The organism is Paenibacillus sp. FSL L8-0436 (genome assembly GCF_038593025.1).
In the GTDB taxonomy this organism is placed as follows: domain Bacteria; phylum Bacillota; class Bacilli; order Paenibacillales; family Paenibacillaceae; genus Paenibacillus_AQ.
In genome coordinates, this window is record NZ_CP151955.1 from 1,025,230 (window position 1) to 1,048,174 (window position 22,945).

Here is a 22,945-nt window from a genome sequence, read left to right on the forward strand (position 1 = left end):
AGCCTAAGGGCGCATAGAAAATGGATGGAGGGAATAAGGATGAACAAAAAAACATGGGTCTGGATTGCCACAGGAGTCGTTATCATCGGAGCCGTTACGGCCTTTGCCTTCTTGAACAACAGTTTGGGCAATAACGTTGAAATCGAGTCTGTTATTCCTGCACAGGAACAGGGAACGAATAGTGCGGGCACGGCTGCCGCGAACGCAAATGCAAATGCGAGTGGAGAAACAGCTTCCGGTGCTGCTGTTACAGCGGAACAATTGAACGGGGCCTGGAGTATTGCTGACACTTCCAAGGTCTATTGGTCGGTGACGACCTCCAAAGAGACAGTGAATTTTGTAAATGAAAAAGTTCAGGGAACCTGGAATGTGAATCTTGAGGATGCCGCCGCAATGACCGGGGAAGGGACTCTGGAGATGAGCGCGCTGGATTCCGAAAACGCTCAAAGAGATGAGCATGTCAAAAGCGATGATTACCTCGCGGTAACGCAGTTCCCGCAGTCGACCTTCACCGTGAAGTCGTTCTCCGAACTGCCGGCAGAATGGACGGAAGGCACCGCGGTACCCGTGGAGATGCAAGGGACACTTACGGTCAAAGGGATTGAGAAGGACGTGACTTTCCAGTCACAGGCCGTATACAGCGGAGGACAGCTTCTGCTGTCGGGAACAACAACCGTAACGTTTGAGGATTTCGGCATGGTAAGTCCACATTCCATCGTACTGGATACGGAGAACAATCTCGAAGTACGCCTGGAACTTACACTTACTAAATAGAATATACAGAGTCTATCACGACTGTTTGTGCCTGTCGCTCTTATAAGTGGAAGTCTACTTCAGTGCAGGGCTGTAAAATGAAAAGAGCAGGGTTTCTCCCGTTATTGGAGAAACCCTGCTCTTTGTTTGTGGTTCAAACACTTGCTTTAAGAAGAGGAGGGGCTCGAACAAGTTGTCAAACTTTGAGAGTCACTTATTCTATCCCCGGAAATTTGCATCGTCTGAAGCGGCGAGCACGGGAACCCGGCGTGCAGCCCTCCAGCGGAGCGGCTTACAAGCTGGAAACTACGCGGATCCCGTTCAATCAAAGGTATATCTACCTTTGAATTAGCGATTCTGCGTGGATACTGCTCAATCAAATGTATTGCTACCTTTGAATTGGTTCTACCGCCCGGACCGACCTGCGCGTTACGGATATAAGGCCGGGCCTTCCGACTAATGCCCGTCTTCCGCTGCTTCTCCATCGCCGGTGGTCTTGTCAGCCGCATCTTCCTTAGGGGGAATGCTCTTCTTCGGTGTGCCGTCCAGGCCATATTCCCAATCGTACGCGTCAAAAATTTTGCGGGCAACCGGTGCGGCACTGCTGGAGCCGAACCCGCCCTCCGGAATAACAACCGCTACAGCAAGCTTAGGATTCTCGCGCGGAGCATAGGCAATAAATACCCCGTTATCACGCAATTCTCCTTTACCCAGCTGCTGTGAGGTTCCCGTTTTGCGGGCAAAGTCATAAGGGAAATCGTTAAATGCAGTAACATCACTGTTCATACCCTTTTTGATTTCATTCCAGTAAGATTTATTAAAGGTTGTTACTTCATCCAGTACCTCGCGTTTGAACTGTTTAACCACGTTGCCCTTGGCATCGGTGATTTTGCTGACCAGCTGCGGCTTGATCCGCACTCCTTCGTTCGCCAGTGTCGTTACGTATTGGGCGAGCTGCAGCACCGTGTAGCGTCCTTGCTGTCCGAAGGAAGCATACACCAGCGCAGCTTGGTCACTACCGGCAGCCTTGGTATCGGTATAGTTGATCTGTCCGAGATATTCATTGGGTAGTCCGCTTTTTGTAGATACACCGAGGCCGAATTCCTTCATATATTTATCCCAGACCTTGACACCTTTTTCATGGTATTTCTCATAAAGCTTTTTGCCGATCATTTCCACCATGAACGCATTGGAGGATTTCTCAATCGCTTTGGCAGGGGAACTAAAATATCCGTAAGCATGACCGCCGGCATTGCGGACGGTTGTTTCGTGTCCGGCTCTGCCGAAGGTCGCGCTGCCTTTGTCCGTGTAGGTCGTGCTTGTACTAATGAAACCTTCGTTCAGGCCGATCAATACGGTCAGCGGTTTGATGACGGAGCCCAGGAAGACTGTCGAATCGAAGTTGTGTCCGGACCGGCCTGATGCAATCGGCGAAATAGTGCCGTTACGATAGTTAAGCATCATCTTGTTCCACAGCTCATCCGGCATGGTTCCTTTAGTCCACAGATTGGTGTCATAATCAGGCATGCTGGCCATAGCTACAATATTACCGGTATCGACTTCCATGGCAACAGCGTAGCCGGTCTTGGCGTCGGGATGAACCTTTCCCTGTACTGGATTTCTGTGCACCCATTCAATCTGATCCAGGATAGCCTGCTCTGTCTTTAGTTGAACATTTTTGTTGATCGTGGTCCACAGGTCATTACCTTTGACGGGTGGAACCACTTCCTCAATGCCTTCGGCTATGTTCTGTGCATTAACGCCTACCATCAGATATCCGTTGCGCCCGCGCAGCTCTCTTTGATACTGGAGTTCAAGACCGTCGTACCCGACGAACTCATCGTCCCTGTAAGCCAGACCGGGGTCTCCCTCATTTTTCATCGCCGCCAGGATATTTCTATAAATATCCATGTCCGTTTTTTTGAACGGCTTGATATATCCAACCGTTTGTGATGCTACCGTATCCTTGTCATAATGACGTTCATCCTCTTCACTTACCGTGAGATTGGGGTATTTATCCTTGTGCTCCATGAAGTAGGCCACTTCTTTATTTGTCAGACCGCGTTTGATCGGACGCAGCATAAAGCCGGAATAAACTTTGGAATCCAGGTCCATTGCTTTCAGCACTGCTTCTTTGGTTAGTACTTCATCTTTAGGTACCTTGGCCCCATGTGTTGCGAAATCAGCTGCAAGATCGGCTGCAAGACGGTCTGCCTTGGCGACGGCCTCTGGAGTACGGGCAGTTTTTTTGGTCTTCTTGTCCGTCGAGGTTTCGGAATATTCTTTTGTTAAAGTAAAATATAAGGTCTGCACCGACGTCGAATAGGCCAGTTTCTCTCCAGCCTGGGCATAAATAGTCCCTCTGATTGAAGCAAGCGGTACACTTTTCGTATCCCTGCTTGTTTCCTCATCTTTGAGGGTAGGTCCTTCGACAAACTGTAGAATGGCAAGACGGACAATAATAATGCAGAATATAATAAACGTGCTGAAGAAAAACACATTGATGCGCAGACTAAGCGACTGGTTCGTTTTTTGGTCATCAGATAAAGAATCCGATTTGAAAATAGACTTCACATGCAGCCTCCCCTACAGATTAAATTGATCCTGTTTGCAGATAGATTATTGAATGAAAATAAGACTTTACCATATTGTACCACAATATACCATCTAGTTTAAAAACGGATAACTATAGGAGGAAAAACGATGATTGAAGTAGCAGCGGCGATTATACATAATAAAGAAGGGCAGATATTGATTGCCCGCAGGCGGCAGGGCAAGTCGCAGGCCGGATTGTGGGAATTCCCCGGCGGCAAGCTGGAGGCCGGCGAAGATGTCCCGCAGTGTCTGCGAAGAGAGCTGATGGAGGAGTTGAATATCACCATACGTCCCACCGGGGCTTACGGGGTCAATGAGCATAACTATGGCAGTGTGCAGATCCTGCTGATTGCCTGGAAAGCGGAGTTTCTGGAAGGGGAGATCAGTCTCAGCGATCATGATGAGTACAGCTGGGTGCTGCCTGCTGAACTGGAGAGTTTTGTTTTTGCTCCGGCCGATGTTCCTTTTGTAGAAAGATTGCTGGAAGAGTCCTGCTGATGCTGATCTGAGCCGATATATAATTGAAAGGGAATACTGGAACCCGAAGAATACATAGAATATTTGCGCGCGAAGTTGCGCGAAGAAGCAGCGGAGTACTTCAAGGCCGAAAGCGATGAGCATGCACTGGAGGAACTGGCCGATATGCTGGAGGTCATCCGTGCTTTGGCACAAACTCATGGAGCGGACAGCGAAGTTCTGGAGAACATTCGTGCAGAGAAGGCGGAGCGCCGCGGAGCATTTAAGGAACGGATTTTGCTGCTGCAGCTGGAGGAAGCACACTAGCGGACAAGGAGGGAGTTGCCGCATGATTTTTGGTGAGGAGGTACATCCCATGTTCAAAAAGAAAGTGACTTTTACGCTATGTATTATTTCTGCAATTATACCCATTGTGTTATACATCTACCTTTACCCGCGGATGCCCGATTTTGTGCCAATTCACTATGATGGGGATGTAGTTGACCGGTTTGTAGACAAAGGGAGCTACGAGGTGCTGCTGATCAGTTTGTTCGGCTGGTGCGGTTTTGTGTTTATCCGGCTGCTGCATTGGCTGCTGCGAAAAGTGTTCATGCGCAGCTACATTGAGAATCTCGCTGTAGTGCACCGGACCTGGAATGCGGCAACGCTGCTTGTGACAGTGGGTTGCTCCGTGATTAGTATATGTGCGCTGCTTGCTATGGCGTAGGCGCAACCCTAACTCTTTTACAGGAGAAGCGCAGTTTGATAGAATCAAAGGGACTAGCAATAGTCCCAAGGAGGAGATATTAGTGTCAGTAGATAACGCTTACAAAGTAAAATGGGGCATTCTCAGCACGGGCTGGATTGCCCACCAGTTTGCTACAGACCTGGCTCATGCCAGCAATGGGACCGCTTATGCCGTGGGGTCACGTACGCAGGCAAGCGCTGATGAATTCGCCAAAAATCACGGCATCCCCGTGGCCTATGCCACTTACGAAGATTTGGTGAGCGATCCGGAAGTGGACGCCATCTATATTGGCACACCTCATCCGTTCCATAAGGACAATGTGCTGCTTGCGCTGCGCGCCGGCAAAGCCGTGCTGTGCGAGAAACCGTTCACTGTGAACAGCAGCGAATTGGAAGAAATTGTGGCGTATGCCCGCGAACAGAAGCTGTTCCTGATGGAAGCCATGTGGAGCCGCTACATTCCTGCGAACGTCAAGATCAGAGAATGGTTATCTTCCGGCAGGATCGGTGATGTTCGTCTGGTGAAGGCAGATCTCGGCTTTCGTTCCGACTGGAATCCGGAAGGACGTCTGCTGAACCCGGCGCTCGGCGGCGGTGCGCTGCTGGATGTCGGCATCTATCCGATTTCATTTGCTTCAATGGTCTTTGGGCCTCATCCAGAAACCATCTCCAGCACCGTGCATATCGGTGATACCGGGGTGGATGAGCATTTCTCGCTGTTGCTGTCCTATGGCGACGGCAAAAGCGCTTCGCTGAATGGCGGTATCCGTCTCAAAATGCTGGAGGAAGCCCATGTATTCGGAACAGAAGGCCATATCCTTGTCAAAGGAACACTGGTAAATCCTAAGTCAGCTGAGCTTTACATCGGCGGTGAGCTGGTCGAGACCTTTGAGGATGACCGTACCTCGATCGGATATTCCTTTGAAGCCGAGGAAGTGGGACGCTGTCTTCAGGCCGGACTTACGGAAAGCCCGGTGATGACGCTCGATGAGTCCGTAGCCATCATGAAGCTGCTGGATCAGGTCCGTGGACAATGGGGACTTAAGTATCCTGGTGAATAAGAGAGCAATGCTGTTATAACAGATTGGCGGCCCCCGGAGAATGTTCACATCACTCCGGGGGCCGCTGTATATCGGGAGGCGGATCGGAGCGTTCCTATATACGGAAAGATTATCGGCAAATATACTTTTTGACATCCCGCACCTTCAGTACCTTCATATCTCCCTTGAGCAAAGATTTATCACTTATTATCCAGGTATGATCTTTGGAGTTCCTTCTGCGGATCGCCAGGAAATTGTAAGGACTTCCCGCGTAGATTTTAAATCCTTTGCGGAGGCAGCGGGAGCAGAACTTCACGCATTCATTCCGGTTTAGATCTGGAAAATCCACCTGCTCCAAAACAGCACGCTTGATGAGTAAGGTTGCCCCTTGTACCAGAGAAACATATTGATCAGCCCGTTTGGGATAACGGAGCAGGAGCAGTTTTTTACCGTTCAGGTACATGAAGTGGGCGCGTTTGCCGACAATATCGGCATTGGTATCCACCATGCTGCGGCGGCTGCCGGACAGATAGCCAGGGGCGTAATAATCATCATCGTCAAATTTGGCAATCAGCCCGTATCTGGCCATTTTCACGCCATAATTCAGGCAGGAACCCAGCGAGACATGCCCGGGCAGGCTATACACCCTCACATTAGGATATGTCAACGCGGCCCTTAGATAATCGCTTAGCTTGAGGCTTGGATGATTCAAGATCACGATCAGCTCTTTATTCCTGTAATTCTGTCTGTCGTAATTGTGGAAAAGGGTGTCCATATTTTGTCTCCGTTTGGTGCACGTAATGATCGAAACCGCTTCCTTCTCGTAAGCAAGATATGGGGAAATCATGAGCGGATATCCTTGGGCTTTTTCTGCACAAACTTTTTGTAATTTTTTACAGACGGAATCGTTTTATGATGAGCAATCAGTTCTTTGTCGCTGATGATCCAGGTATGATTGGAGGAGTTTTTCCGGCGGATGGCGACAAAGTTGTATTTTCCTGCGGAATACACCTTGAAGCCCATTTTTTTGCTCCTGATGCAAAATAGATCGTCTTCCCCAACATTTCGATCCGGAAATTTCACTTTGCTTAATACGTTGCGCTTAATGAAAAGAGTAGCTCCCGGGAGTTTGCTTACGGGCCGGTTCTCATCATGTGGAAAGCGGAGAATCAGAGTTTTGGAGCCCTGCAGATACATATAATGCGACCGCTTGCCAATTACGTCGGCTTTTGTTCTGCGCAAGGCCTGCAAACTATCCGTCAAATAATAGGGGGCGTAATAATCATCATCATCAAATTTGGCAATATAGCTGTATTTCGCCTTCCGCACAGCGAAGTTTAGACAAGCGCCGAGAGAGGTGGAGGCAGGGATCCGGAAAATGTGTACATTGCGGAGCTTTTTGGCCTGCTTATAATAGGACTCAAGCGGAATCTTATTGTTGTTCACGATGATGATAAGTTCTTTTGTCCGGTATTTCTGTCTATTGAAATTATTAAACAAGTTATGCAAATAACCTTGGCGGTTCGTGCAGGTGATAATGGAAACTCCCTGCTTGTTTAAAGAGGCTGCGGCACCGGCTTCCATTACATCGCTCCCTTTATCCGTGATCTTCCTTTACTATATATATGTGCACGGACAATGGCGGTAACGGCAGATGACGCGACAATGTACTGCCTATTAGGCATAACGTTAATATTTAGGAAATCATGCAAAGGAGGTACTGCAATGGAATTAGATATGGATCGTTATCAAGGCTGTCTGCAAGGGTTGGCGGTTGGAGATGCACTGGGGACCACAGTGGAATTCAAGGCCCCCGGCACGTTTGTGCCTATGGAAGATATTATAGGGGGCGGCGTGTTTGAACTGCTGCCCGGACAATGGACGGACGATACTTCGATGGCGCTTTGTCTGGCGGAAAGTCTGCTGGCGAAGCAGGGTTTTGACGCTGCTGATCAGATGCAGCGCTATACAGAGTGGTTCCGCGAGGGTTATCTGAGCAGCACGGGGGAATGCTTCGATATCGGCAACACCACACGGGCGGCACTGCAGCATTTCGAGGACACGGGTGAAGCTTACAGCGGATCGGAGGATCCCCGTTCAGCCGGGAACGGCTCGGTCATGCGCCTTGCTCCGGTGGTTATGTACTATGCTGAGCATCCGGCAGCTGCCATAGACTTTGCGGCACGCAGTTCAAGGACAACCCATGCCGCAGAGGAGTGTCTGAGCGCATGCCGCCTGATGGCCGCCTACATCCTTGCCGGGCTGCATGGCTGGCGTAAGGAAGAAATGCTGGCCCCTGATGCATTTGCCGAATGGCTTCAGCAGGACCTGCTGACACCGCATCTTGCCGACATTTATTCCGGTTCTTATAAGCGGAAGGAACCTCCGCAGATTCAAGGTACAGGTTATGTCGTTGAATCGCTGGAAGCGGCGCTGTGGGCTTTTCACAAATCGGCAAGCTTCGCCGAAGGTGCACTGCTCGCCGTCAATCTGGGGAATGACGCCGATACTACCGGCGCAGTCTACGGCCAAATTGCCGGAGCCTATTATGGTCTAAGCGGCATCCCGGCGGGCTGGGCCGGCAAGCTGGCGATGCAGGAGCTGATTAGCGACTACGCCGGGCGGCTGTTTGCAGAGCGCACGGGGAGATAAGCGGGATGGGCAGGAAGTAGAGAAGCCTTTGGCGTGGAAAAATGCCCCCCTGTCAGAAGAACAGGGGGGCATACGCATACCTATCGGCATGGAAATTCTTGTTTATATTATGTAATCCTAGATGTAATAGAGCATGTTTTCAAACTGGAAGAGCTCTGGGGAAGCAGGGATTTAGTATTGAAAGTAGGGCCCTAAAAGCCCGCAGTTGGTTCGTTTACCCGTAACGGACTCAGGAGGCGCTATGGAGAGTAGAATCCCTGTTTATTCTCTTTTGCGGACCCAGGCGACCTTATCTGCTCTGCATTCTATCTAAAAACGGTCAGCAGGGAGAAATAACTGCGCTGGAGTCCGTTGTCCTCCTGTAACAGGCTAAAAGCCCCAAATAAGTGCAACTCGGTCCGTTTGTACTCAGAGCCAGGAATACACTTTCCAGTCGCACACACAAGCCTTCGGAAGAAGAGCGAAGTCTTTGAAACCCCGAGACGTAAGCCTCCACCGAAAAAACTACCTAGTGGCGAAACGCCTTGCTCCGCATGTGATCAGAAAATGGTACAGTCCCATGATTCCTTAGGGCATACAGCGACAGATTTTGGCGGGGAAGTGGTTTGAAGACACTCCCTAGACTAATTGGTCAATCTGGCTGCCCGGAGGGATTTTTTCCTTGTTTGCTTCTGCATAGATCTGTATTTCCGGCGTAGATGAAGCGCCTTCGGCTGCCGGGTCCTTCTTGTCTTGCACGTCCGCAGGAGGTTCGTTCGGACTAACTGGCGAAGGGGCTGATTGTACAGCTTCTGTCATTTTATCCTGGGCGCTTTTAGCAATGTTCATCAGTTTCTGATCCAGATTGGAAGCTCTTTGGAATAGTCTTGCAGACTTTACAGGGTTACTGTTTTCTAAGGATTTCGCTTCAGTTCGCAAAGTGATTTGCGCCATTCTCACAGAACCGCTTTGCTTTAAATCATTATGGGCGGATATAACGCCGTTCAAGGTGTAGGTGGTATAGGCAAGCTGCTGTTCCTCAGGCGTTTGTTTGTCCGGGCTCCACGATTTTTGGGAAAGCTCCTCCTCCTTCTTTTTTTTAGTGTCTTCATCCAAACCCTGTGTCTTGCGCTGGTTTTCGAGAGAATTCATTCGAATTTGCTCGTCCAGCTGCTGAATTTGCTCATCCAGTGAAGCGAGCTCGGCCTGAACCGCTTCGGGACTATCCCCTCTTTTAAGGGCGTTGCCCACATACTCGGAACGTCTGTCGATTAGGGACTGCTTTTGCTCGGTCAACTGATTAATTAGCTTTGTCTGCGGATTTGCTGGAATCTTCATGTCTGGACCGGGCTTCTGTTCTGCCCCCTTTCGCTGTAGCCGGCCGTGATCGGCTAATGGAAGGGGCGAACGCTGAATAGAACGCGATACATTCATACGGAACCTCCAATTTGTAGATGTATATACTAAATAAAGTTAAAGCTATGTATATATATCGGTCTTATCTGCCGTTTTGTTAATTAGTAAAGGGGGCTTATAATGAGAGTAGCAGTTCAGGAATAATAGGAATCATAATGGCTTAAGCAGGGGATGAGAGGGTGTAAAGTGAAAACAATATTGCTAAAGTACCTGACCAGATTCACATCTCTTAATGAAGAAGAGCAACAGGCAATTGTTGAGGAAATTCATATTGAGGAATACAAAAAAGGGACAATACTCCTTAGACAAGGAGATGTCCCCACTAAATGTTATTTTGTAATGAAGGGCTGTGTTAGACAGTACTCCATAGATCAGGCGGGAAAAGAGTTCACATCTAATTTCTACACAGAAGAACAAGGCATTTCAAGTTTCAATCGTCATAAACATGATAAGTCATCTGAGTATTCTTTAACATGTCTGGAAGACTCCATATTGGTCGTTGGTGATCTTGATACCGAACAGGACATGTATCATAAACACTCCCAATTGGAGTCCATGACACGCAGGATGGTAGAGGCCAACTTTGGTGAAGTCCAAGAGGAATTCGCTGCATTTATCGGCTCTACACCTGAAGAACGCTACAAGACACTTTTACTGAAACGGCCTTATCTAGTCGATCGTGTACCCCAGCATCAGTTGGCGAGTTATCTTGGGGTTACCCCCGAGTCACTAAGCAGAATAAAAAAACGGATTAATCAGGAGAAGATTTAGGCAGAGATCATGCTTTCTTCGGGACTTTTCCGCCTTTGATCATCAGCCATATCCCAAACCCCAGTTCTCCAACAATCATTGGCACATTAAATACAAATTCAAGGACCGTAATGAACTCATCGTATTGTGGAAGAAACGAGTTGCAGAAGTGAATGATAATATATCCTGCTGCAGCAATTAACAATAAGATGCCAATGACTTTAGGGATGGTGTCAGATCGGAAAGCGACATAACCCACAATCATTAGATGCCCGCCAAAAATGATCAAACCGGCCGACCAGATCCATTCAAAAGCTTCCAAAAACAGCATCACATATCCCTGTAGTTGACCGGTTGTAAATAATGATAAATAGTCTGCGCCGCTCGAGAGAAGCATCACTAATAGCAAACTCAGTATGGCAATTCCCAATATAGCCGAATAGATAAGACGGAACCATGCACCGAGCAAGGACAGCTTTTTATCAATGGGCTTCAGGATAAGATAGAACGCCCAGGCAACTACGATGTCACAGATCAGGATGAGGAGCCAGCCAAAGATTTCAGCCCTGAAAAGCATATTGGATGACCTGAGATTGTTCAATGTAGCACTGGCATCGCCTTGTACAACCAGACTTCCATGAACATAACCATAGGAAAAATATGCTGCAATCGCCATGATGATAAGTGATATGCCGGCAGTTAGTGCTGTTTTCCGCAGTTCCAACCCTTCTTTAACTGGGGTAGTCATAATTTAACCTCCTTGTTTACATTGTTGATTTCATTGTAAACGGCTAATTATGACGGAGCATTGACTTAAATCAAGAGCTTAATGGAACTGCTTAATCACAACATTTTTAAAGACCGCGGTTCCGCCTTCTGAGAATAAGGTAATGCCTTGATCGTTTAATTCCGGGAAAATGAGACTGGAATGCACGATGATACCCTCATCAATAAAGACTTCGACGCTTGTTTTATCGACAAAAATTTTCAGATGAACCTTCTTCAGGCTGGCATCGAATGGAGACGTGCTTTCCAGATATTGTCCACTCGTGTCAGGATTTCCCGTATAAGCCCGATTGACGTAGGTGTAACCGCCCTCTACAGAAACTCCGACATCTGCATGACGGCTTTTATCGGTGGATTCCCGGAGTCTAACTCCCATATTGTTGAGCTCAGACCAGGAAATATCGGCCTCAAGCTCATACGAGTTTCCTGTGAATGGAAGTGTTGTAGAGCCCTTTACTTGGATTTCTTTATAGGAGACGGTTGAATCCGCCGCCTTACTTAGGGCTTCAAGCGGTTGTGAGGCCAGATGATAAATGCCGTTGCCAGTCTGCTTGAGTTCAATTTGACGAACAATAGAGTCCATTCCGTTAAAGCCTTCGTGCAGCGTCGGCGTATTATGGGGATATTCCCAATTGTTCATCCAGGCTAAAGCGTAACGGTGAGCAGGGGGACCGCTGTTAGTCCCGTCTTCAAAGGTTACAGCGCCATACCAATCAAAGCCATAGTCCAGCCACTGTGGTTCCTGCCGATCAGGGACAAATGTCTTTCCGTCAAAAGCTCCTGTCCAGTAAGCGTAGGTGTTCGGCTTTCCTGATGATTTCCCGTTGGCGCTGGCCCCAAGCACCCATTTAGAGGTCCCGTCGTCCGCAAGCATTACGTACAGATCGGGACATTCCACAAGCCCGATATTCTCCGTTACAAAACCGCTTGTATAGTGCCAGTCTTTTAAGTTAGGAGACTCGTAAAAACCTATTTTTGTACCTTCTGCCAAAGTCATGATCCATTTGCGGGAATGCTCATTCCACATGATTTTCGGGTCTCTAAAATCAGCAGTCCCCGGATTCGGCAGAACAGGAGCGTTGCTGTAAGCCTTAAATGATTTTCCCCGGTCGGTGCTATACCATAAATACTGCTCTTGTTCTCCCCCTTCGGCGGAGGGTTGCGTCACAATCGCGACCAGAGCGCCTTTTCCGAAACCCGAGGTACCTGCCTCGTCCACAACAACCGAACCTGACCAGACATCGCCATTCGGATTACTATATTTGGGGATGGCGATGCCTTCGTCCTTCCAATACACCAGATCTGTGGAAGTGGCATGCCGCCATTCCGTGCCATTCCCACTCGGATAATCACCGTTATACAAATAATAGTAATGGTAGGCTCCATCGTAATAAATGGGCCTTTGCGGGTCGTTTTTCCACTTGTCTGGCGTTGTGAAATGATAGCTGGCCCGTAAGGTTGGCTTTGGATCAGAACCATCGTCTTGCTTCAGTGGATTGCTCTTTGCCCAATAATAACCCGCTAATCCCAGAGTGATCACAAAGCTTAAACCAATGATCCCTATAACGAGCTGTCGTGTAAACGTCCGCTTATGGCTGCTCAAAGGGATACCTCTTAGTTAACCGTTAATTGTCCTTGTTCCAGAACGCTGTCTTTAACTACCGAGGTCTTCGAGCCTTTAATGTTCAACAGGAAGCTTGGGGCGAAAGTGGACTGCTGGTCCTCATACAAACCTCTGTTAGTCATATAGCTTGTGATTACCACGTTATTTCCTTTTGCTTGCGGGATCGCGAAGTGAGAGTAAGTCCAGGTAACATCACTAGGATCAAGGTCCATATGCAGTACAAGCCCGCTTTTGTTCAACGGTTTGTAAGGACCGGTCAATGAATCTGCTACATAACCGAGCATATATACATCATTAGCGCCGATTCCATCAATGGTCATTTTGGAGCCTCGGGAATCGGTGAACAAATACCACTTGTTATTCATTTCAAATAAGTTCGCACGTTCAATTTCATCCGTTACGGTATTGGAGGCAATTAGCGGCTTCATCACTTTTTTGAGCGAGTAATCATCATTCAACTCAATAATACCCAGTGCGCCGTTCGCTAAGGTCGCAAGAGATTTCTTAGGACTGGACAACAATTTATTTTTTTCAGCTTCGAAGAAGGGTTTGTTGCCTCCATAATAAGTGCTGATGTCTAACGATTGTTCTCCCTGGTAACCTGTTTCCGTTCCGGTATTGGCTTCAAAAACAAGATATTTATGACCGTTATCTTCCACATAGTGTGGGTCTCTTAACGTGTGGTTATCGTCATAGTTGCCTTCACCGAATGCTTGATCCACATTTTGATAGAACTTGCTGTCTCCGTCAAAGATTGATTTGAGATCTTCCACGCCATCCACTTTCAGCGTATCCGTATCAGGCTTGGACACATTCACTTGAGCAGTCGTCAAGGTTTGCTTGCCGAAAAAGTTATTCGCCGGATCCCAGCCTTGGCGGTTGGTATAGAACAAGCGGACTTTGCCTTCCTTGGTCAAGGTTGCAGAACCGGACCATTCTTCGGCTTGGTTATTTAGAATCGGATCGTTTGAAACGAATTTATCACTATTTTTAAATACTCTGCCGGCATTTTTCCAGCTGTCAATCGAGGTGTCGCCTACTTTTTGATAAAACATGTATACGAAGGTATCCCATCCTTTTTCAGGATCTCCCGCTAAAGCGAACACGATATGGTAGCCATTATATTCGGCAACGGTTCCGTCTGCGTTCTGAAGCGGCCAGCTGTCCCAAACATCCAGATCAAGGGTATTGCCAGACTCATCCACTATTTTTGCAGTAGGAATGTTTTTGATGGTGGAAGCATCAAACGAAGGAATTTGAAAATTCTCGCTTTTTTGTTGTTCCGGTATTTTCATCATGTCAGCGCGGGTAATGTGGGAAAAACCAAAGTCTTCTTTGTAATTCTTGCTGTTATCTTGTTTGGCCAAAGCTGAAGCCCCGCCACCTGTAAGTAAAGCTGCTGTAAAGGTTACTGCTGTTGCTTGTCTTACCATCTTTTTGATATTCATTCTCCCGGTCTCCTTTTAGTTACGAATTTTTGTTGTTTTTAAACAGAAAAAAAGACCTAAAAATACCATTGGGGATACGTAAAACGCATCGATTCCCAAACGGATTTTTAGGTCTTGCCTGCTTAACAGTAACAATCCCGACATATTTTGTTGTCGCGTTAATTCTATAATTTTATAACGGTAAATGGCTATAGACTGAAATTCCTATTTTTTTGAGGATAATACTAGGTTTATTTGATATCATTCCGATATCAAGGGTCTAAAGTCCCGTGTTATTTGATTTCAATATATTACCATCCATTGACCGTGTACAGATCCGATCAATTTCCATGGCGATAAATACCAGCTGGCTGTCGATGAAAGTATACCCGTAATCTTCTTCAACCTGATCGCCAACCTCCTTGGCCTGCAAGTAGGCCCGGGCGTAGCGTTCTTTGGCAATTCGTACAATTTCAGGGTTCAACTCATTGAGAAGCTTTCCGGTTTCATCAGATTTCAGGATGTTTTCAAGCTGAGTCACCAGACGCTCGTAAGTGGCGGAGCCTCGTTTGAGCGTAACGCCGGCAGCCTGTTCCACACCTTCAGCAATATCACGGATCATTGCCGCCATTTCGGTATCTGTTCCGTGAGCGCCGGCGTTTTTCCAGGCAGTATGGATATGCATGGCGATGTATCCGACCTCGTCCTCGGGAATTTCGACCTGCAGGGTTTCATGGATAATGTTTTTGGCCTGTTGTCCAATCTGGAACTCTCTCGGATATAAAATGCGGATTTCATCCAGCAGCGTATTCTGGATCATCGTTCCTTTCGCGATCCGCTCCAAAGCGAAGGAGAGGTGATCTGTCAGTGCAATATGAATATGCTCATTAAACGTCACTTCCAGTTCACGTTCAGCATACGAAATAATTTGTTCGGACGCGGTGATCTCTTCTTCAGGCAGTGTCCCCAGCATTTCCTGCAAATGGCCGTATTGATCCGGGTCATCCATAATGAACACTTTTTCAATAAGGGACGGATCTATAATATCGTTTTTCCCTTTCTGAAAAGCAATACCGGAACCCATGACAATCTTTTCCTCTCCAAGGTCGTTTACCACAACCGCGTTGTTGTTCAGAATTTTTTTGATTTTCATGTTATTCTCCTATGCTTGTTTGTTCCTTAAGAAATCGCTTGTCAACCCCTAGAATCCAGGTGGCCGTAAAGGCTGTTATTGCTGCCAGTAGAAAACCAATCAAATAATGGATAAGATTCAGCTGCCCGAGCTGGACGGTAAAGGCGATCATTGGAATCCCGGTTAAGCCGAACGAATCAGCTGCCACCTGATAATAAGCTACATAAGCCCCTCCGGCGGCACCTCCCAAAGCAGCGCCCAAGAAAGGGCGGCCAAGCTTCAGGTTGACGCCGAAGGTGACCGGTTCGGTGATGCCGAGAAAGGCGGTGATTGACGCGGGTAGGGCTATTTTTTTCAATGCTTTGTCACGGGTTCTGGCATACACGGCCAGTCCGGCGGCAGCTTGGCCGATATTCGCCATAGACCAGATGGGAAGCAGGAAATTGACGCCGACGTCCGGATTGGTGATCAATCCGATTTCAATGGCCTGAATGCCATGATGCAGACCGCTCACGACAACAGAGCTATAGATTCCGCCAAGCAGCAGCCCGAAAAACGAACTGCCGTATCTGAACACCACTTCCAGCAAGCTGCCAAGAGAGCTGCTCAGTTCGTAGGTGAGTGGACCGATGACCAGAATCGCAATGCTGCCCCCGGCGGCAAGGCTTAAAAAGGGGATCAGCATAACTGCAGTTGATGATGGAAGGATCCGGCGCAGCCACTTCTCAATTAGACTCATTAGCAATACCGCAAGAATCGTAGGAATTACGGCTCCTGGATACCCGAACTGCGGCGTTAATAATAAATTCTCTGAGCTTATCGGTGCTCCTCCGAATCCGGTGACCTGCAATAGATCAGGACGGGTCATGACAACGCCGATTGCAGCGCCGAGCGTAGGGATGCCTCCAAACCGCTTGGCCGTGTGATAACCGAACATCACAGCCAAAATCTGAAATGCTGAACCTGTCAGTAATGACAAGGTTCGGAACGGGACACTCTCCGGCTGCGCCCAGCCGAAGGCTTCCATCATACTAAGCAGGCCCAGCAGCAGGCCGACCCCGACAAAGAGTGGAATCATGGGCACGACGATATCGGAAAAAAAGCTTACCGCATCGACCATCTGTCTGAGCACACCTTTGACCAGGTTCTTTGACTTGGAAGACGAACCATCGGTGCCGGTGGCCGGCATGGAGGGTCTCCGTTTCCATACTTCAGACAAGAAAGGAAGTAGAGCCCGCTTGGACCCGGCAGTGCTGTCTTGGCTTATGGATTCAGAGGGTCCGGCAGACTGAACCTCTTCCTGCTGTGTTAGCCCGCCGTCTTGAAGGATGCGGACAACCTGGCGGTGCACCTTAAAGACGTTGGCTGATCCCAGTATAATTTGCAGCTGTTCGGCTCGAAAGAACACGCCCTGAACCTCCTGCATGCCGGAAAGGCCGGCTTCATCCACTAGGGAACTGTCCTGCAGTCTAAGGCGAAGCCGGGTTGTGCAGTGGATGGCTTCTAATACATTGCCGGATCCTCCGGACAGTCTAATCAGATGTACAGCCAATTCCCTTGCTGAACCGCGGATCTCCTTCGCAGTCTCTCCAGCCTGTTCCGGGCGGATATTCCCTTGCGTCATTACTGTGCCTCCCAACCATTTTGCTCAGCCGCTATCTCAGGAATCTAATTGTGACAATGATCGATTCTAAAATCAATGGTCAGGAATTACCACCTTATCAAGCAAAAACAGGTATTCCGCCTTAGTTTGAAACTTAGTGAGCCGAAAAACGCTCACTTTCCAAATGGAAAAGAAGAACTGCTCATTTAGAAACGGGAGGAATAAGTGAACATACGTTCTTAACTGTAAAAAAATACTATAAAAGGAGGTGTCGCACATGATCGTTCATCAAGCGTATAAATACCGCATCTACCCGAATACCGAGCAAAAGCTCCGCCAGCGGCAGCTCGGTCTTCAATAACATTACGGTTACCGGAGCGCCTTCGGGCTAGTTCCTGAATACTTCCACAAGCTTTACTGTTTCAGGAACGGGGAATAACTGGTAAGCAGTCAGGGCGATGAAAAGGTAGAACAGATGAGGCCGTCCTTTGCCGAGAAAGGTCTCCTCTGCTTGTTGACAGATATCCAGCATCTGGATACGATAGACTGAAATACAGCAACTCGAAAAGAGGCTTATGTATGTCACGAGGTTTTCGTTTCATCAAGTTGAGATAAGAAGACGCCTATCAATTTTTTGAATCCTGCAGCCAAGGATTTATTTGATTTGCCGTTTTTCAATCAACTGGTGAGATGGAGGCCTTTTTATGCCCGGATTTAGCGGCAGGGGACAGCTTTGCCTTTATATACAGATGCCCAAGCACCGGACGGCGGATTTTGCCTGTTTGTGGTTTGGGCTGTTTGGTTTGCCCTTATACCTCCGTCTCATCTGATTTCTAATTCTATGGAGGTACACTCGTATGAGAACGAAAGATTCTTTTACCCATCAAATACTTGAAATCGCAGCCAGTTGTTACAGCATAAGCAGCGGCCAGCTCCGTTACCTTGGAGGCAGCCAGAATATGGTTTGTGAGGCCCAGCAGGATAGCCATGACCGCATATTGAGAATCACTCCAAGCTCTAACCGTTCTAAGAAGCTGATCCTCGGGGAGCTGGACTGGATTTTGTTTCTGGCGAATGAAGGGGTTTCTGTCTCTACACCCCTATTGTCCAGGTATGGTGAATTAGTGGAAGTTATTGAGCAAAGAGATGGATCTTATATCTGCGTTTGCTTCGAAAAAGCCCGTGGCAGAACAATCAGCTACCCGGAATGTCTTCAAGATCATCATCATCTGCTGTATGAAAAACTGGGGCAACTAACTGGCAAACTGCATGCCTTGTCCAAAAACTATCAGCCGCAAGATCCTAAGAACCAAAGACAGGATTGGAGCCGGAATTGGTTCCTGCAAAATATGGACCTGATTCCTCCATTCCAGGCAGGCGTGCGGGAGAGCGGCTTCAAATTAGTGGAGACCCTTCGCGGCTTGTCCAAAGACCCCAATTTATACGGACTTATTCATGGGGATATCCATACCGGAAACTTTATGGTGGACGAACATGGGGAAATTACCCTTTTTGATTTTGATGAAGCCCAGTACAGCTGGTTTGCAGAGGATATCGCGGTTCAGCTGTATTATCTCGTCTATGTGTACGGTGGTGAAGAAGGAAAGGACAGCCGGGAGGACCAGGCCCGCCGGTTTATGGCTCATTTTATGAAAGGCTATACGCGTGAGAATACGCTGGAGGACTATTGGATACCCCAAATCCCGCTATTTCTAATGCTGAGAGAAATGATCGTCTATATCGGTGTTTTCCGCAATTACGACGGGGATGAATCCTTCAGCAGCTTAAATAATCAGTGGCTTAAGGACTGGATCGCGGAGAGTAAACAGAGAATTGAACAATCCATTCCCATTGTGGACATTTGGAACAGAGGAGAGAATACGAAATGAAATTGAACAACAAAAAACTTATTATTATTGATGGCATGCCGGGTTCCGGGAAAACGACCTGCGCGACGATGCTCTCAGATCAATTGTCCGCGTGGAATGTAACCAACCGGTGTATTCTGGAGCTTGAAGACAACCATCCTTTGTTCATACAGGGCAAATTCAGCTCCTTTGAGGATGAGGCACAGGCAGATCTATTCATAGAAGGGCTGCAAGCCCTGTTCAGGGCTTTTGTTCAGGAAAGGCTGGCCAGTACGCAGGATATCACGATTATTGAAAGTGTATTGTTTCAGGATGCCATTAACTGCGCGTATCATATGGGCATGAATCATGATAAATTGCTCAATTTCTCGTTGGCACTGCAGGAAATATTATCACCACTGGAACCGCTGCTCATCTACTTTTACCAAGTGAATGTTGAAGGGCGATGGCGGTTTATTTGCAGTGTGCGCGGGAACGAATGGGGGCCGGTGGCTCTGCATACGGATGATGATTTTAAGGAAGCTGCTGAGTTGTGGGGCGGGAGTCAGGCGTTTGTAAGAGCAATTGTTGATTCTTGGGACATCCCGAAATTAATTATTGAGAATCAGGATTATTTATGGGATGAATATGTTGACCGCATTAATCAATTTATAAAAGATAACCTTTAGTTAGCATTAGTATTCGAAACCACTCCGCCAAAGGAGTGGTTTTTCGATTACAGCCTGCTCTCACGGTTTGTCCAAGGATAAATGTTGATGATTTTTTCAGGATTTGAGTAGAGATCTCAAGGAGCCTTCTCAGGAGAGAGGGCTCCTGCCTTTATAGGGCGGTATGTCTTAACTATGCCGGCTTTGATTGAACCTTGTTTTCCTCCGAAAATTGCCTTATTTCTTCTTGAGATTCAGATGGAAGTAATCCACGTATCATATTATCCTTTGTGTGTATCTCCAGCAACACACGATTTGTGACCGTATTCAATTTGCCGAATTCGTAATAGCTGATAAATTCCAGGGGGATCATGTTCTCCTCTTGGGAGATACCATATTCTCCGATGTACATAAGCACTCGGTCATGGTTGGCGACAACCGGAAGAACCAGCATGAAAATATAGGAGAACCAATGATCCTCGATCACATGGTTGGCCTTGAACATGTACAACAGCCACAGAACCACAATTGTAATCACGTATAGCAGAGTGACCACAAGCAATAATTTATGTGGTTCTTCGGAATCCTGTCTGTTTAAGCTCTGAATTTCCCCATCCAGTCTGTGGCCCAGTCAACCAGAGGCCTTTGCGCTAGCAGCCGGATTTCGGCATTGCCGATGTGATGAATCTTGAGATTGATTTCCTGCTCATATTCATTCCCTAACGTGACAAAATCACTGTCATCCACCGCCTGGGTCGAATAAGTGAGCCACTCCCGCTTGCCGTCCACCAGAACTGCGCTGCTCTCGTCTACCATGTGCTTACCGGGGAAATTAGCCCGGGCTTCGGCCAGATGCAGGGAAGTATTCCTGTCGTGGCCGACGCCAACCAAGAGGACATAACCATTTAGCTGATAAATTTTGTCCAGTGGCGATCCGGCACCAAAAATATTGCTCAAATCATGGTCCGCCGTAATATAGGCTGCATGTCTGCCTACTGCCGCTATGGAGCGGGCGGGGTGATCTGATCTTTGGGCTCCCGGCCATTTGCGGAGCATTTCAGCCGCGGCACCCATGCCGATGGCCGGAGTAACCTCTTTATCATAGGCAGGCCAATGCGCCCGTATCACGGGCCACCATTCTGCCGGTTCCTGCCAGTGGACGCCTGTTGAAGGATCGAGGTTTTTCCAGGTTTGCGAAGGCATGACCAAAGTGCCGTCCTCCCCCACAATCTCCAGCAGCGCCCGGATTAAGGTTTCCGCACCTCCTACGACAAAACCCAGCTTGCTTAGCGAGGCATGAACAAACAGGGTTTGCCCTGCCGCCACTCCGCAGCCTTTAAACTGATGGATCAGGTCTTCCTTTGTTAAAATGGATCTTGTTTCCTGCAGCTCAGTCATAGATAATTCCACCTTTATACAAAAATAACCCCGCATAAGCTGCGGGGTTGTCTCCGGATGCTTCCGGAAAACAGTGCCCTTGAATTAAAAAATTTACTAAATTATACCACGGGAATACCACCTGGGAATAGCGGCTTAGTGGAAAGCCAAAATAATAAATTAAAAGGAATAGATCATTCCATACATTGCCAGGCAGCAGACAGTATGCTAGAATAAAATTATCCAATTTATGAAAAAGGTTCTTATAATCAAATGGGAAGGTGAAATGTTATGAGCGATAATGCAATCAAAATTGGCGTCTCCAACAAAGACGGTCAACTCGGTTTCTTGTCTGGAAGAGGCGGTCTCCGGGAGGGAGCAGGCAGGAAAGGCATCGGGTGCACCAAAAAGGTATCCCTGACGTTGCCGGAGAAGCTGTGGAACAAGCTTGAAGAAGATTGTACAGCTACAGCATTATCCCGCTCGGAAATGATCCGGAATATCATTACTGCTTATTATTCATAATCATTCACTACAAGGGACAGGTGAGGGCAATGCTGGTCAATGTGACAAAGGAATCACTGCTTCATGCTCTGCAGCATGTCCTTAAGGCTGTTGTTGCGAATAGCCCAAATCCAATTCTGTCAGGAATACATATTCAGGCTTATGAGAAGGCGCTGGTGTTCACTGCAAGCAATACAAGTATGACCATCCAGTACAGGGTTCCCGGGGATAAAGACTCGATGAATGTGCAAAGAACCGGCGGAATTGTGGTGCCGGCCCGTTATTTAAGTGAGATCATCCGCAGGCTTCATGCCGGGTGGATAGCTTTTGAGAGCGAAGAACCTTTTATCCTAAGCATCACTTCAGGCGATTCGCATGTCCGGTTATGCGGTTTGGACCCTGCTGAATTCCCGCCTGTACACTCCCCTTCCATTGATGCTGAGCCTGCCTGCAAGTTTCAAATCCAGAATGACGTATTGCGATCGGCGATAAGACAGGTGTGCGTGGCTGCCTCCACATCCGATTCCAGACCGGTACTGACGGGAGTTTCTTTTGAATTTACCGGGGAATATCTCAGCCTGATGGCAACGGACGGAATCCGTTTTGCTTCCCGCACGCTGCATACCGGGTATAACATAAACAACGGAACGAATGTTATTGTGCCTGCTAAAAATATAAATGAAATCGTAAAGATGCTTAGCGAAGACAAAGCTGCAACGGAAATTGCAGTGAGCCGACATCAAATCAGCTTCAATGCAAATGAGCTGCATGTACAGTCCGTCCTCATTGAGGGGGTCTTCCCCTCAGCCGTAAAAAATGTGATTCCACAATCCTGCAAATCCGAACTGCTCATTGGCCCCTATGGTTTCCTGCAAGCAGTTGAAAGGGTGTCCGTACTGGCAGGCGGAAACATTATTCGGCTTACAGCGACTTCCGGCAAGCTGGTTTTATTATCCGGTACGGCGGACATAGGAGAGGTCTGGGACGAAATTAGCCTGGAAGCCATGGAGGGGGATGACTTCACCATCACGCTGAACGGCAGATTTTTGCTGGATATCCTGCGCTGCCTGGATAGCGGGTCCCTCAGAGTAAGATACACAGGGAAGGAAAGCCCGGTGGTCATCCTGACTACAGACCCGCTTTCGCCAGCGCTGTTCCTGATCACTCCTGTAAGGACCCGTGATTGAGCCGCGTGCATAAACTTCATATCGCTGGCACCTTGACCTTGAAGTATACTTCAGGGTTTATGCTTTATCCGCAATCATTGCTGTTCTTCATTATGGAGAGCATAGATAAAGTGGAGGTGCTGTATTGTGAGAGGATTAGAAGTCATTGTAATCATTGTGGTTCTGGCAGCCGCAGCAGGAATTCTGTTTATGAAAAGAGACCGCCGGCTGAATATAGGGCTGCTGCTCAGTGTGATTTTGGTTATGACGCTGCATGGTGCGATAGATCATTACCGTATACAGATGGTGCCGGCTTACGCTGCGGCGCTGGGCCTCGGCATCGTGTTGCTCCTAAGACTGATTAAACCGAGCTTTATGAGTATAATGTCACAGGAGTAGGTATTCGCGCAGCCGATGCCAGCT

23 protein-coding genes are annotated in these 22,945 nt (G+C 47.9%); 12 read left to right on the forward strand and 11 right to left on the reverse strand.

Annotated elements, in window-relative coordinates; translation table 11 throughout:
* Positions 1-39 precede the first annotated feature (39 nt).
* Positions 40-774, forward strand: a complete 735-nt coding sequence (locus NSS79_RS04755) for a YceI family protein (protein WP_342438472.1) — start codon at positions 40-42, stop codon at positions 772-774.
* Between the two features lie 435 nt (positions 775-1,209).
* On the opposite strand, the gene NSS79_RS04760 is transcribed toward NSS79_RS04755, so the two are convergent.
* Positions 1,210-3,327, reverse strand: coding sequence for a penicillin-binding protein 2 (locus NSS79_RS04760; protein ID WP_342438473.1), 2,118 nt, complete (start codon positions 3,325-3,327; stop codon positions 1,210-1,212).
* A gap of 129 nt (positions 3,328-3,456) precedes the next feature.
* Between NSS79_RS04760 and NSS79_RS04765 the strand changes: the two genes are divergently transcribed.
* The 4 genes from NSS79_RS04765 to NSS79_RS04780 all read left to right on the forward strand — a co-directional run bounded on the left by NSS79_RS04765 (position 3,457) and on the right by NSS79_RS04780 (position 5,612).
* The gene (locus tag NSS79_RS04765; RefSeq protein WP_342438474.1) at positions 3,457-3,846 is read left to right on the forward strand and encodes a (deoxy)nucleoside triphosphate pyrophosphohydrolase; all 390 of its coding nucleotides are present in this window, start codon (positions 3,457-3,459) and stop codon (positions 3,844-3,846) included.
* Between the two features lie 63 nt (positions 3,847-3,909).
* Positions 3,910-4,131, forward strand: a complete 222-nt coding sequence (locus NSS79_RS04770) for a nucleoside triphosphate pyrophosphohydrolase (protein ID WP_342438475.1) — start codon at positions 3,910-3,912, stop codon at positions 4,129-4,131.
* A gap of 49 nt (positions 4,132-4,180) precedes the next feature.
* Complete coding sequence (locus NSS79_RS04775; RefSeq protein WP_342438476.1) at positions 4,181-4,531, forward strand: DUF1648 domain-containing protein; 351 nt, start codon at positions 4,181-4,183, stop codon at positions 4,529-4,531.
* 82 nt (positions 4,532-4,613) lie between these two features.
* Positions 4,614-5,612 carry a Gfo/Idh/MocA family oxidoreductase gene (locus NSS79_RS04780; protein ID WP_342438477.1) on the forward strand — a complete coding sequence of 333 codons (999 nt, stop codon included), beginning with the start codon at positions 4,614-4,616 and terminating at the stop codon, positions 5,610-5,612.
* A gap of 109 nt (positions 5,613-5,721) precedes the next feature.
* Here the strand turns inward: NSS79_RS04780 and NSS79_RS04785 are convergent, their stop codons facing one another.
* Together NSS79_RS04785 and NSS79_RS04790 are read right to left on the reverse strand one after the other, a co-directional pair.
* Positions 5,722-6,438, reverse strand: a complete 717-nt coding sequence (locus NSS79_RS04785) for a glycosyltransferase family A protein (protein WP_342438478.1) — start codon at positions 6,436-6,438, stop codon at positions 5,722-5,724.
* Positions 6,435-7,175, reverse strand: a complete 741-nt coding sequence (locus NSS79_RS04790; protein WP_342438479.1) for a glycosyltransferase — start codon at positions 7,173-7,175, stop codon at positions 6,435-6,437. The genes NSS79_RS04785 and NSS79_RS04790 overlap by 4 nt, the downstream gene beginning before the upstream one ends.
* Before the next feature lie 141 nt (positions 7,176-7,316).
* Between NSS79_RS04790 and NSS79_RS04795 the strand changes: the two genes are divergently transcribed.
* On the forward strand, positions 7,317-8,243 hold the full coding sequence (locus NSS79_RS04795; RefSeq protein WP_342438480.1) for an ADP-ribosylglycohydrolase family protein: 927 nt from the start codon (positions 7,317-7,319) through the stop codon (positions 8,241-8,243).
* A gap of 618 nt (positions 8,244-8,861) precedes the next feature.
* Here NSS79_RS04795 and NSS79_RS04800 read toward each other — a convergent pair.
* Positions 8,862-9,656, reverse strand: a complete 795-nt coding sequence (locus tag NSS79_RS04800) for a muscle M-line assembly protein unc-89 Uncoordinated protein 89 (protein WP_342438481.1) — start codon at positions 9,654-9,656, stop codon at positions 8,862-8,864.
* A 168-nt stretch (positions 9,657-9,824) separates the two neighbouring features.
* Between NSS79_RS04800 and NSS79_RS04805 the strand changes: the two genes are divergently transcribed.
* Positions 9,825-10,409 carry a Crp/Fnr family transcriptional regulator gene (locus tag NSS79_RS04805; RefSeq protein ID WP_342438482.1) on the forward strand — a complete coding sequence of 195 codons (585 nt, stop codon included), beginning with the start codon at positions 9,825-9,827 and terminating at the stop codon, positions 10,407-10,409.
* A gap of 7 nt (positions 10,410-10,416) precedes the next feature.
* Here the strand turns inward: NSS79_RS04805 and NSS79_RS04810 are convergent, their stop codons facing one another.
* The 5 genes from NSS79_RS04810 to NSS79_RS04830 all read right to left on the reverse strand — a co-directional run bounded on the left by NSS79_RS04810 (position 10,417) and on the right by NSS79_RS04830 (position 16,981).
* Entirely contained in the window at positions 10,417-11,112 is a 696-nt protein-coding gene (locus NSS79_RS04810) for a DUF4386 domain-containing protein (protein ID WP_342440300.1), read from the reverse strand.
* A gap of 102 nt (positions 11,113-11,214) precedes the next feature.
* Positions 11,215-12,777, reverse strand: a complete 1,563-nt coding sequence (locus NSS79_RS04815; protein ID WP_342438483.1) for a glycoside hydrolase family 32 protein — start codon at positions 12,775-12,777, stop codon at positions 11,215-11,217.
* Between the two features lie 11 nt (positions 12,778-12,788).
* The gene (locus NSS79_RS04820; RefSeq protein ID WP_342438484.1) at positions 12,789-14,246 is read right to left on the reverse strand and encodes a glycoside hydrolase family 68 protein; all 1,458 of its coding nucleotides are present in this window, start codon (positions 14,244-14,246) and stop codon (positions 12,789-12,791) included.
* A 259-nt stretch (positions 14,247-14,505) separates the two neighbouring features.
* Positions 14,506-15,378 (reverse strand): PRD domain-containing protein, encoded by an 873-nt coding sequence (locus NSS79_RS04825; protein WP_342438485.1) that lies wholly within the window; start codon positions 15,376-15,378, stop codon positions 14,506-14,508.
* Between the two features lies 1 nt (position 15,379).
* Positions 15,380-16,981: a PTS transporter subunit EIIC gene (locus NSS79_RS04830; RefSeq protein WP_342438486.1), complete on the reverse strand. Its 1,602-nt coding sequence runs from the start codon at positions 16,979-16,981 to the stop codon at positions 15,380-15,382.
* Positions 16,982-17,817: 836 nt separating this feature from the next.
* On the opposite strand from NSS79_RS04830, the gene NSS79_RS04835 reads away from it, so the two are divergent.
* Both NSS79_RS04835 and NSS79_RS04840 read left to right on the forward strand, forming a co-directional pair.
* Positions 17,818-18,849 (forward strand): phosphotransferase, encoded by a 1,032-nt coding sequence (locus tag NSS79_RS04835; RefSeq protein WP_342438487.1) that lies wholly within the window; start codon positions 17,818-17,820, stop codon positions 18,847-18,849.
* On the forward strand, positions 18,846-19,496 hold the full coding sequence (locus NSS79_RS04840) for a hypothetical protein (RefSeq protein ID WP_342438488.1): 651 nt from the start codon (positions 18,846-18,848) through the stop codon (positions 19,494-19,496). Before NSS79_RS04835 ends, NSS79_RS04840 begins: the two co-directional genes overlap by 4 nt.
* Positions 19,497-19,668: 172 nt before the next feature.
* On the opposite strand, the gene NSS79_RS04845 is transcribed toward NSS79_RS04840, so the two are convergent.
* Positions 19,669-20,013: a hypothetical protein gene (locus NSS79_RS04845; protein ID WP_342438489.1), complete on the reverse strand. Its 345-nt coding sequence runs from the start codon at positions 20,011-20,013 to the stop codon at positions 19,669-19,671.
* 56 nt (positions 20,014-20,069) lie between these two features.
* Positions 20,070-20,873, reverse strand: a complete 804-nt coding sequence (locus NSS79_RS04850) for an AAC(3) family N-acetyltransferase (protein WP_342438490.1) — start codon at positions 20,871-20,873, stop codon at positions 20,070-20,072.
* 270 nt (positions 20,874-21,143) lie between these two features.
* On the opposite strand from NSS79_RS04850, the gene NSS79_RS04855 reads away from it, so the two are divergent.
* From NSS79_RS04855 to NSS79_RS04865, 3 genes are all read left to right on the forward strand, one after another.
* The gene (locus NSS79_RS04855) at positions 21,144-21,377 is read left to right on the forward strand and encodes a ribbon-helix-helix domain-containing protein (protein ID WP_342438491.1); all 234 of its coding nucleotides are present in this window, start codon (positions 21,144-21,146) and stop codon (positions 21,375-21,377) included.
* A 29-nt stretch (positions 21,378-21,406) separates the two neighbouring features.
* The gene (gene dnaN / locus NSS79_RS04860; RefSeq protein ID WP_342438492.1) at positions 21,407-22,543 is read left to right on the forward strand and encodes a DNA polymerase III subunit beta; all 1,137 of its coding nucleotides are present in this window, start codon (positions 21,407-21,409) and stop codon (positions 22,541-22,543) included.
* A gap of 126 nt (positions 22,544-22,669) precedes the next feature.
* Complete coding sequence (locus NSS79_RS04865) at positions 22,670-22,921, forward strand: hypothetical protein (protein WP_342438493.1); 252 nt, start codon at positions 22,670-22,672, stop codon at positions 22,919-22,921.
* Positions 22,922-22,945 lie beyond the last annotated feature (24 nt).